12 protein-coding genes and 1 pseudogene are annotated in these 11,077 nt (G+C 44.2%); 11 read left to right on the top strand and 2 right to left on the bottom strand.

Annotated features, from left to right (window positions below; genetic code table 11):
* Window positions 1-7 precede the first annotated feature (7 nt).
* From ACHUFN_RS17260 to ACHUFN_RS17245, 4 genes are all read left to right on the top strand, one after another.
* Complete coding sequence (locus tag ACHUFN_RS17260; protein ID WP_394223853.1) at window positions 8-367, top strand: BON domain-containing protein; 360 nt, start codon at window positions 8-10, stop codon at window positions 365-367.
* A gap of 41 nt (window positions 368-408) precedes the next feature.
* Window positions 409-1,494 carry an FtsH protease activity modulator HflK gene (gene hflK / locus ACHUFN_RS17255; protein WP_394223852.1) on the top strand — a complete coding sequence of 362 codons (1,086 nt, stop codon included), beginning with the start codon at window positions 409-411 and terminating at the stop codon, window positions 1,492-1,494.
* Window positions 1,487-2,509 carry a protease modulator HflC gene (gene hflC / locus ACHUFN_RS17250; RefSeq protein ID WP_394223850.1) on the top strand — a complete coding sequence of 341 codons (1,023 nt, stop codon included), beginning with the start codon at window positions 1,487-1,489 and terminating at the stop codon, window positions 2,507-2,509. Before hflK ends, hflC begins: the two co-directional genes overlap by 8 nt.
* A gap of 70 nt (window positions 2,510-2,579) precedes the next feature.
* A complete protein-coding gene (locus ACHUFN_RS17245) occupies window positions 2,580-3,344 on the top strand; it encodes a GGDEF domain-containing protein (RefSeq protein ID WP_394223848.1) in 765 nt (254 codons plus the stop codon).
* A 584-nt stretch (window positions 3,345-3,928) separates the two neighbouring features.
* On the opposite strand, the gene ACHUFN_RS17240 is transcribed toward ACHUFN_RS17245, so the two are convergent.
* Window positions 3,929-4,183, bottom strand: a complete 255-nt coding sequence (locus ACHUFN_RS17240) for a DUF2024 family protein (protein ID WP_394223846.1) — start codon at window positions 4,181-4,183, stop codon at window positions 3,929-3,931.
* A gap of 287 nt (window positions 4,184-4,470) precedes the next feature.
* A complete protein-coding gene (locus ACHUFN_RS17235; RefSeq protein ID WP_394223845.1) occupies window positions 4,471-5,922 on the bottom strand; it encodes a hypothetical protein in 1,452 nt (483 codons plus the stop codon).
* 67 nt (window positions 5,923-5,989) lie between these two features.
* On the opposite strand from ACHUFN_RS17235, the gene ACHUFN_RS17230 reads away from it, so the two are divergent.
* The 7 genes and pseudogenes from ACHUFN_RS17230 (at window position 5,990) to ACHUFN_RS17200 (ending at window position 10,935) form a co-directional block, all read left to right on the top strand.
* A complete protein-coding gene (locus tag ACHUFN_RS17230; RefSeq protein WP_394223843.1) occupies window positions 5,990-6,583 on the top strand; it encodes a MarR family winged helix-turn-helix transcriptional regulator in 594 nt (197 codons plus the stop codon).
* A gap of 71 nt (window positions 6,584-6,654) precedes the next feature.
* Entirely contained in the window at window positions 6,655-6,873 is a 219-nt protein-coding gene (locus tag ACHUFN_RS17225) for a hypothetical protein (RefSeq protein WP_394223842.1), read from the top strand.
* Window positions 6,874-7,179, top strand: a pseudogene (locus ACHUFN_RS17220) (type 1 glutamine amidotransferase); the annotation flags it as partial.
* A gap of 9 nt (window positions 7,180-7,188) precedes the next feature.
* Window positions 7,189-7,347, top strand: coding sequence for a hypothetical protein (locus tag ACHUFN_RS17215; protein WP_394223840.1), 159 nt, complete (start codon window positions 7,189-7,191; stop codon window positions 7,345-7,347).
* Window positions 7,348-7,646: 299 nt separating this feature from the next.
* On the top strand, window positions 7,647-8,108 hold the full coding sequence (locus ACHUFN_RS17210; protein WP_394223838.1) for a (2Fe-2S)-binding protein: 462 nt from the start codon (window positions 7,647-7,649) through the stop codon (window positions 8,106-8,108).
* Between the two features lie 2 nt (window positions 8,109-8,110).
* Window positions 8,111-10,300 (top strand): xanthine dehydrogenase family protein molybdopterin-binding subunit, encoded by a 2,190-nt coding sequence (locus ACHUFN_RS17205; protein ID WP_394223836.1) that lies wholly within the window; start codon window positions 8,111-8,113, stop codon window positions 10,298-10,300.
* Window positions 10,297-10,935, top strand: a complete 639-nt coding sequence (locus ACHUFN_RS17200) for a hypothetical protein (RefSeq protein ID WP_394223834.1) — start codon at window positions 10,297-10,299, stop codon at window positions 10,933-10,935. The genes ACHUFN_RS17205 and ACHUFN_RS17200 overlap by 4 nt, the downstream gene beginning before the upstream one ends.
* The last annotated feature ends 142 nt before the right edge of the window (window positions 10,936-11,077 follow it).

The raw sequence follows: 11,077 nt of genomic DNA, 5'->3' as shown, positions 1-11,077 counted from the left end.
ACACCTAATGACGCGATTTCACGTATTTTTCACTGTTATTGTTTTGGCGACACCGCTAACAGGATGCAACAAACAAGCAAGTGATAGCGACACAGTGCCAAGTTCTACACCCATTGACGCGCCTTTAAAACAAAAGACTCCCTTTGCGTATCAGCTAGAAGATTTGACACAGGAAGTTCGCGCAACACTTAGCACATTGGGCATGGATGTTACCAATGACATCACCGTAAATGCTGTCAATAACGACATTACTCTGTCTGGCAGAGTTACGTCTGAAAAGCAAAAACAAATGGTATTAAATGCTGTCCGAAAAATTGAGGGCATCAATGTCATTACCGACGAAATTATGGTGGTTCCGATAGATTAGTCCTTCGCTTCGAAACCACCACGATTGAAAGGAGTACCAAGATGCCGAACCAAATGAACAGCCCACCAAACAACCCTTGGGGAAGCGGTCAAACTGGAAAACCGCCACCTGATTTGGACAAAGATGTTAAGCAGTTGCTCGAAAAACTGAAACGCTTCTTACCCGGTGGAAGTCCAAAAGCTTTTATAATGTTCGTGTTGCTTTTGTTCACTATTTTTGTCATGTGGAATGTTTTTTATACCGTGCCTAGCGACTCTGTTGCCGTGGTTCAACGGTTTGGCAAACTGCATGCTCAAAAAGAACCTGGCTTACATTTGAAAATTCCCTTTGGGGTTGACGCAATACATATTGTGCCTACGAAGCGTCAGTTAAAACAGGAGTTCGGATTTGCTACTGCATCCGCGACAAATCCAGGACAAGGCTCAAGAGGTGACTATGCGCTAAAAGAAACCCAAATGGTAACAGGCGACTTAAATGCAGCGCTTGTAGAATGGGTTGTTCAATACCGCATTGCCAACCCCGTTAATTACCTGTTCGAAGTACGCGACCCCAGTGAAACACTACGCTACATTTCTGAATCTGTCATGCGAGAAGTGGTGGGAGACAGAACGGTAGACGAAGTAATAACAATAGGTAGGCAAGACATCGAATTTCAATCCTTGGAACGTCTAAGAGAAATAGCCAGAACCTATGCAATGGGTATCGCTATCGACCAAGTACAACTAAAAAACATCAATCCACCCTCGCCGGTTCAAGCATCATTTAATGAAGTGAATCAAGCACAACAGGAAAAAGAACGACTCATCAATGAAGCTAGAAGGGAGTATAACAGAGTCATTCCGCTTGCCGAAGGCGAAAAAGATCAAAGAATACGCGAAGCCGATGGTTACCGTTTACAGCGTACAAATGAGGCTGAGGGAGATGTAAGCCGTTTCAATGCGCTTATGGTGGAATACCAAATTGCACCGAAAGTAACCCAACGTAGGATATATATAGAGCACCTTGAACGCCTGCTTCCTCGTTTAAAGCACACCTATTTAATCGACGGTGACAAGGGTTCGGTTTTGCCCATTATGAATTTAAGTGCCGATAATTCGGTATTGCTGGGGGAAGAACAAAATGACTAAAAAACGAACGCCTATTTTGCCTTTTTTTATTCTATTAGCCTTTGCGGGCTGGATCATTAGTCATACACTTTTTACGGTAAGCGAGACCGAGCAAGTCATTATTACGCAGTTCGGTAAGCCAATGGGAAAGCCCATCACAGAGGCGGGTCTTAACGCAAAAATTCCCTTTATCCAAACCCTAAACACTATTGATAAACGCATACTGGAATGGGATGGCCCGCCTTCCGATATGCCTACCAAAGATAAGCTTTACATATCCGTTGACTTGTTCGCCCGTTGGCGCATTGTCGAGCCTTTGCAATATTTTTTGCGCTTGAAAGATGAAAGAAGTGCGCAGTCTCGACTCGACGACATATTGGGAAGTGAAACCCGTAATGCCGTTGCCAAGCACAAGCTAATAGAGATTATACGTACTACAAAACTGAGGGTGCCTGAAAAAGACGCGCTACTCAATGACGTTGAGAAAAGGCTAAATATGGGTAATTTAGTGCCCATAGTAAAAGGGCGAAAAGTCATTGAGAAAGAAATCTTTGAAGCCGCAGCAGAAAAAATAAAGGTTTTTGGCATAGAGCTACTCGACATTCAGTTTAAACGCATTAATTACAACACAAGTGTACGCCCCAAGATATATGACCGGATGATTAGCGAACGACGCCAAATTGCTGAGCGTTTTCTTTCCGAAGGCAATGGCGAGTCTGCAAGAATAAGAGGCAATAGAGAACGCGAGCTTAAACGTATTCGCTCGGAGGCCTATCGACAAGTTGAAGATATAAGAGGGAAAGCGGATGCACAAGCTGCCAATATTTACGCTGCGGCCTATAACCAAAGTCCAGCATCACGTGACTTCTATGCGTTTACGCGAACACTGTCTGCGTATGAAAAACTATTAAATAAAAACACCACGCTGCTTCTTTCCACAGACAGTGAACTATACCAACTATTAAAAGCAGCACCGCTTGCAGAAAAAGACCAACCTAACTTTGCTAAGGATATCAATGGTGAAGACGATCTTTAGCGTTTTTTAAGCGAAGCACCATGTATGGATATGGGGCGCCTGCATCACATTTGTATGTGTAATTACTGTAGTGAACAATCAGCTTCTCACCTCAGTATCGTTGGAGCCCCTTCTTTTACTACCCGTAGTGATTGCAAGCTGGTATGGCAACCTGTTTACAGGGTTGTCTGTATCTTTTATCACGGCTCTTGCTATCCTTGTTTCTTACGACCACGCGTTACTTGCTTTACCCGCCACTGACGCGGTATACACCGCGCTCGTTTACTTGTCGGCATTGAGTATTCTCAGCATTTTAATCCATAACTTTAGTGAAGTTTTCAAGGTTGAAGAGGCGGCGGCCGAACACGACCACCTAACAGGTTTGCTGAACACTCGTGGATTTACTTCGTTGCTAGAAGAAGAAATCGCTCGCACCAAACGCTACAGACATCCCTTCACGATTGCCCATATCGATATTGATGACTTTAAAGTAATTAACGACTCAAAAGGGCACAGTGCAGGCCACGCCATACTATGCAAACTTGCAAAAATCATAACTACATCATTTAGAGAAAGTGATTACATTGGCCGTATTGGCGGTGATGAATTCGTGTGTTTGTTGCCAGAAACAAAACAACCAGATGCTAAAGTTGTATTTGAAAAGCTACAAAAAAATCTAGACATAGCGTTCTGTAACGAAAACATGATGGTTACCTTTAGTATAGGCGTAGTTACTTTTGAATCTGCGCCACCAAGTACGCAAAAAGCCCTGGCATTGGTCGATAAAGTCATGTACCGGGTTAAGAAACTAAACAAAAACGACGCAGAGTATCAGGTGTATTCTTCAACCCATTAATGGGATTTTCCTTATTAATAATGTGGCCGGTTACAAAACCGTATAGCTTGCTAAAGTTTTTGTGGCCTCGGCCTGAAGCAGGCACGCGATTATGCAAAGAATTTGCAAAGGTTCTTTTTACCTCTTTAAACATTTGAATTTTATAGATTAAAACATACGCTATCTTTTCAAAATCCGCTGCTAGCGATAGCGTGGCGGTTCAAGTCCGCCCACTGGTACCATTTACTTCTTTTTGAAGTAGATACTGAAACCGACGAAAGTCGGTTTTTTTATGCCTGAAGTTCAGCAAGTCGCCACGTAAGCGTGCCGGCCGAGTGTCGGTCAATCGCGTGGCGACCAACCAAAGCCCCCCACTGGGGCCACCTAATCTTTTAGTAGCAGATACCAAAACCGACTTTTAAATCTTTTTTGTTTATCTGGCTTTTTACTATCAGTAGGTATTCCCTATGCTTGCCTCATCTTATAGATGGCTGAAAACCGCATTGATACTTTAAGTACACGAGAGCTGTTCTTTGTGTTACTAGCATTATCAAAACAACTTTCCCCACCTACAAAATTGACTTTGCTGCAATTCCCCTCTCCTTCTAACAACCGCTCAACGGTAAGATGTAATAACCATATTGCCGTATCGAAGCCTGCACTTTCGCACTGGCGACTTCACTATGACAAAATAAACAAGAGGCAGAAGTCAGCGTTGAGGCTTTGATCCCTTTTGCATCTAAATAACGAGCGACAAATTCTTCTATCCTAGGTTTATTATCCTCATTCACTAACACATCAAAATGAAGGTATCGCCCATCAAGGGTTTTAACATGGGTATCGTAAACATGAATTTGCATGATTCAAATCTTCTAGTTCCAAATTTATTCGCTAATGCCATGGCTTGAGATTTTGCTGCCATTGCAAGGCTTGCATGAATGAGCACGTCAGCATTTTTCCAATATTTGACACTCTAAAACGCTGCAGTAACGAAAGTATTATGCTGTATTAATGTAATGGTTTTTCTCGCCAGCAACGTGGCGTGTTCACCGCCATTTACAAATATTTTTGTGAAAAGAATCGGAACAACTTCATTACATTCAGACATAACATGCTTTCCAATTCTTCCCTATTGTTAGGTCCATTATTAAAAATCGGTGAGGTGCTTTTCTGTAACCGTATATGGAAGACTCAAATCACCCGACTGCACATCAATCACGCCATTAACCCTCAATACTGGCCCTTCTCCTGTTGCATCAACGTTCATCGTTGCCGTTACACCGTCAAAGTTAAATGTGGTGATATTGTCAACGCGTTGTGTAGGCACAATCACACTAAGCTTGTTGCCTGATGCGTATGCATGGAAATTGGGTGAGTCGAGATACATAGGCATTGGGGCAGTTGGTGGTAAGTTCGTTTCGTCAAGCACGTAAGGTACCGATAAACCCGCACCCGACGCTTCATCAGGTACCAATGCAACCCAATGAGTGTGGTAAACAACCCCATCATCTAAATAGTCACCATTTGCATTTTCATCCCACAATGGTGTGTCGTCGAAGTCAGGATGAGTGGTAACGGCAAGTGCCAAAATACCCCCATCTATGTTTTTAAAACCAACAGCAGCGGGAGACAAGCTTGTTGGAAAAACGTAGCCTAGCACTGGCGCGCCATTTACTTCACCTATAGGTTCTACCGTTTTTATTGCTGCAGGTGCTTGTGTTTCCATCGAGAATACCAGTGAGTCAATTTCTTCTAAGTAGTCGATAGTGGTGTTAATTAGGTTAAACGTATCATCATCGTGAGCAGTCGAAACTTCCGGCCAGTTTGAAACAGGAACACGATCGCTATTTTGCACAATAATTGGTGCACCCGGTTTGCTGTAAAAACGTTCAACCTTCAATAATGGAGATTCGTCCACTATGCCAACTTCCAGATAAGCAGTAAGTGCTCTTGATGTAAATGTCGTGTTTCTCTTAACCGCATTGGTAGGCACAATCACACTAATTTCACGCCCTTTCTCTAGAACAGTAAAGCCAGGCGAGTCGAGGTACATAGGCATTGGAGATGTTGGTGTTAGCGAGTCACCAGGCTCAGCTTGCACTACAGCAAGTCCTTCGCCCGCAAGTTCATTATTTTCAAGTACAACCCAGTGAGAATGATAAACAATGCCGTCATCATCATAGGCTTCGTTGTTATCCTCATCCCATAACGGCGTATCATCGAAGTCTGGGTGACTTGTAATTCCAAGTGCAACCGTTCCTTCTACGTCACGATAGCCTATATCTGTCGGACTTAAGTCAGTGACAAATACGTAACCTAATACAGGTGCGCCGTCAACTTGACCTATGGGTACTGGTGCTAACGAACCTGCATCACCGTTAGTCTCGATAGTAAACACAAAGGCGTCTATTACAGGCTCGTATTTCACTTGTGCATTATTTATTTCAAATACCTCTGAATCGTAAACATCTCCGGAACGCGGATGTACAGGAGGGTCTGATGGTTTGATAACAGATAACGCACTGCTATCAGAGCTGCATCCTGACAATGCCGATGCCACCAATAAGGAAGGAATAAATAACTTATTTAAAATGTTCATATAAAGCACCTATGATTATAGTTTTGAGTCGAAACTATAATTTATTAAAAAAATTAAGTTGTCAACAATGTTTTTAGTCGATACTATTTTCAACATGAATATTTATGAAACGTATAGACTGGTCGAGAGATTGGGCGAAATTACGCGAGCACACTTGAGAAAAGTGGCCGTTAAATGTGGACTGCAACCAGTACAGGTGGAAGTTCTTCACTACCTTGTATCGTGTAACCAGTTCTCTAATACTGTCATGTCAGTCGTTGATTATCTTGGGCAAACGAAAGGCACCGTTTCGCAAACAATAAAATCTTTAGAAGCAAAAGGATTTGTAGAAAAAATTCCAGATGCCATTGACAAACGCACAGTCCGATTAAGAGTTACACCTAAAGGAAGCGAGTTGATAGACAGAGAATTACCAGGAGATGCGTTCAGCGCAGCATTAGGTAGTTTGGATCAAGAAAGTCACTCATCATTAAAATCATCACTGAGTTTGTTAAATCGCGCGCTACTTAGAACTAACAACATGGACACCTTTGGTGTATGCAAGACATGCGTTCATAACGAAAAGAATGCCGAAGGTTACTTCTGTCGCTTACTGCATATTAAGCTGAAAGAAGGAGAGGTAGACAAGATTTGTAAAGAACATACACCTAGAGCGTTGTAGAGCTTGAAACTTCGTTATTTACAGCGCAGGTTTATCTAAAAAATACAAACTAATTGGCAGGTGGTTCTCAGATGCGGGTTCACTATTTTCAGCACGTTAGGTTTGAAGGTTTAGCAAACGTAGAAGAATGGGTTATTCATAGCGGTTACAGCCTGACCTGTACAAAGTTCTATGAACAAAGTTACACGCTTCCATCTGTTGAAGACTACGACTTTTTAATTGTTCTAGGCGGCCCCATGAGTGCAAATGATGATCATCTTTACCCATGGTTAAATGATGAAAGGCGCTGAATTGAAGAGGCTATTACTGCGGGGAAATATGTATTTGGTATTTGTTTAGGCGCTCAACAAATTGCAAAAACGCTTGGAGCAGTTGTTGACCGATGCCAATATAAAGAAATTGGTTGGTACCCGATTGTCTTCAGTGACGAAATTGCTGGGCATCCACTAATAAATGGTCTGAATCAGGCTATAACAGTATTTCATTGGCACGGTGAAACGTTTGAGATTCCCAAAAATGCCATTCGTTTAGCTAGTAGTAGGCTTTGCAAGAATCAAGGGTTCTTATATCAATCACATGTCCTTGCGTTGCAGTTTCATATAGAAATGGATGAACTTGCCGTTAAAGAAATTATAGAAGCTTGTGCAGACGAGCTAGACCAAACGACAGGAATTCAAGATAAGAAAAAAATTCTTCACTCCTCTAGAAAGCATCATCTTAAATTACCTCTTTTTAACCTCCTTAATAACTGGCTGAAACTATAAGTATTTGTGGTGTAACTAAACGCTATCAATCGGCCTAGTCTCAATGAACCTCAAAACAGCAAAAACCACTAACTTCCATAAAATCAATTAGACGTAGGCCCGTAATCAGTCTTTAAGTGATTAATTGGCTAGCCAATATTTGAACCAATATAACTTCGGCACGTAAGCAGTCTATTAACTATACTTTAAAAACAAATTTCTCTATTGCGAGCGTTTAGCTTCATCTCGATTAGCAGCAGTTCCCTAATCACCCACTTTCAATCAGTTGTCGCAGTCTGACAAAAAAGCCCGGAGATATTATGAAAATTTCGATGCGCGTAAACGGTGACGAGCGCGAACTTGAAGTAGACGGACAAACGCCGCTGCTGTGGGTGCTGCGTGATGAACTCAACATGACAGGTACAAAATATGGTTGTGGCAAAGCACAGTGTGGTGCTTGTACCGTCCACCTAAATGGCAACTCAGTACGTTCATGCGTAACGCCAATAAGTGCAGTCAACAATGCATCTGTTACCACTATTGAAGGTATGGACAATAAAACCGCCGCTGCAGTGATGAAAGCATGGGAAGAACTAGACGTACCTCAATGCGGATTCTGCCAATCAGGCCAGGTGATGAGTGCTGTAGACCTGCTGACCAAAAAGCCCAAACCCACCGACGCCGATATCGATGCAGGAATGGCAGGAAACCTGTGTAGATGTGCCACGTATGTACGCATCCGTCAGGCAATTAAAAACGCCGCGGCTGAATTGGAGGCTTGACAATGAATATGCTCAAAGAAAAGACCTCTTTTAATCGCCGCCAGTTTCTAAAGGCCAGCGTTGGTATCGCCACAGGTATGATTGTGGGCTTATACCTGCCTCTTCGCAATCGTGCTGCCGCTAGCCAAGATACTCCCTTGCAACCGAATGCATACGTCCACCTTAAACCAGACAATTCAATTACCGTGTTAGTTAAACACATTGAAATTGGTCAGGGTGCGTTTACCGGCATGGCGACGTTAGTGGCTGATGAAATGGATGCAGACTGGTCACAAATGCAAGCTGAACACGCGCCTGCAAATGCTGAGCTTTATAAGAATTTTGCGTTTGGAATACAAGGTGTCGGCGGTTCTACAGGGCTTGCGAACAGCTACATGCAGATGCGTAAAGCTGGCGCGATGATGCGCGGAAATCTAGTTCAAGCCGCGGCAAACAAGTGGAATGTTAGCCCTGGCAGTATCCACGTTGAAAAAGGCGTTCTACACCACAAAGCTTCTGGTCGACAGGCTACATTTGGTGAATTGGCTGAAGCCGCGTCTGCCATTACGCCAAATCAAAACCCTACGCTTAAATCTCCTGAGGCGTTCATCTATATTGGGAAAACCGTGCCCAGAATTGATACCACGGTTAAAACCAACGGCAATGCAATATTCACTCAAGACATTTCACTTCCAAGTATGCGCTATGCGATGGTAGCGCACCCAAGTCACTTTGGCGCTACGATTAAGCAAGTTGATGATTCAAAGGCCAAACAAGTGGCAGGTGTTGTTGGTGTTTACAACATCAGCAGCGGCGTTGCCGTGGTGGCTAATTCAACCTATGCAGCTATGAAAGGTAGAGATGCGCTTGAGGTAACTTGGAATACCGCTAAGGCAGAAACACGCTCAAGCGATGCAATAACCGAGGAGTACGTTAGCAAAACAGCCGACGTTGGCGTAAGCGCGGCAAGTCATGGTGACACCACTTCAGCACTCTCTAGCGCGCAGGGAACGTTCGAAGCCGTTTATACCTTCCCCTATTTAGCTCATACGCCCATGGAAACATTGGATGCGGTGGTAAGGGCGAACAAAGATGGTTCAGTAGACGTGTGGATGGGGAGTCAACTGCAAACCGTTGACCAAGGTACAGTAGCGTCTGTATTTGGCGTAAAGCCAGAGCGCGTATCAATAAATACCCAACTAGGAGGCGGAACATTCGGTCGTCGCGCCCAGCCATCCAGCGGTTTTGCGAAAGAAGCTGCGGAAGTGGCAAAAACCCAACCTAAAGATATACCTGTAAAACTGATGTGGACCCGTGAGGATGACGTTCAAGGAGGCCGATATAGACCGCTTACTGTGCATCGCGTAACGACGGGAACCGACAGCAAGGGAGATATCAGCGCTTGGCAACATGTTATTGCCACACAATCTATTGTTGCTGGGTCACCCTTTGAACAAATGATCAAAAACGGCATTGATCCTACATCTGTTGAAGGTGCTAGCGACTTCCCCTACGCTATCGCCAATCGCGATATCTCTTTGCATACCATGAGTAACCCCATTCCTGTGCTCTGGTGGCGCTCAGTTGGGCACACGCATACGGCGTATGTTGTCGAAACTGCCATTGATCACGCGCTATCTCGAACAGAAACCGATCCTATTGAAGGGCGCAGGGCACTACTTAAAGACTCGCCTCGTGATTTAGGTGTGCTAGATGCCGTAGTTAAACTTGCAGATAGTTCTGGAAAACCGCCTGCAGGTCATGCTCGTGGTATTGCTGTTCACAAGTCGTTCGGTACTTACGTTGCTCAAATAGCTGAGGTAACAAAAAGCGATGAGGGCTTACCGAAAGTCACCCGTGTTTGGTGTGCTGTAGATTGTGGTCTTGCCGTTAACCCAGACATTGTAAGAGCACAAATGGAAGGGGGCATAGGTTTTGGCTTAGGCGCCATTCTTGAAGAAGAAATTACATTAGGTAAAGGCGGGGCTGTTCAACAAAGCAACTATGATACCTATCATCCACTACGTATTGCGTCGATGCCAGAAGTGGACGTTGCTATTGTGCCGTCAGGCGAGTCTCCAACCGGTGTAGGTGAGCCTGGTGTGCCCCCAATAGGTCCGGCAGTCGCTAACGCATGGCGAGCGCTTACTGGTCAACTCATTACTAACCTGCCAATGAACAAAGCGATTCGTCGTTCTCAGGAGGCATCATGAGACCTATCAACGTAACGCTAATGTTCGTAATAATCACGCTACTAGGTGCCGCCTTACTTGAACGTGTGCATGCACATAATCATGGCAGTAAAGGCAATAGCACTTTGAAAGCACCTAAAGACTTTAAACACCTATCATCTGAAGAGGCATATTCTAAAGCCGTATTCATGGAGCTAGGAAGGGTAATTCAGCATCCACGGTGTATTAATTGTCATGTTGAAGACGTGTTGCTTCAAGGTGATGATCAAAAACCGCATATGCCCCCGGTTCAGCGTGGTGCGGCGGATATTGGCGTGCCAGGAATGATGTGCAGTACGTGTCACTCGGCTGAAAACGTTATGGTGAAAGAAGATTGGTCGATGCCTGGCCACTCACCGTGGAAAGCGGCGCCAATTGAGCAAAAATGGCTGGGCAAATCGCTTGGCGAGATTTGCGAACAATTGAAAGATCCAGAGCGTACGGGCGGAAAGTCGTTAGACGAGGTGGTTAAGCATATTTCCGAAGACGGCTTAGTTGGATGGGGCTTTCACCCTGGCAAAGGCAGAGAAAAAGCACCAGGAACGCAGGAAGAGGCTGGTGAACTTGCCAAAGCGTGGGTCAAATCTGGCGCACATTGCCCCGGCCAAAGTATGTAGTTTCAACGCGTATTTTTTGTATCTGTTAAAAGCCCAGTGCTTTTTCCAACAAAAACTTAAACCGGCTTTTAAGCCGGTTTTTTGCGTTTCGTTCGCGCTTCCCATTCGAGATTACTGAAAACACTTTGAGACGTTTGCACTT

Source organism: Alteromonas gracilis, from assembly GCF_043642145.1.
Lineage (GTDB): Bacteria > Pseudomonadota > Gammaproteobacteria > Enterobacterales > Alteromonadaceae > Alteromonas > Alteromonas gracilis_B.
The sequence above is the reverse complement of the archived record's forward strand: the minus strand, read 5'-3'. Positions and strand labels throughout refer to the sequence as shown.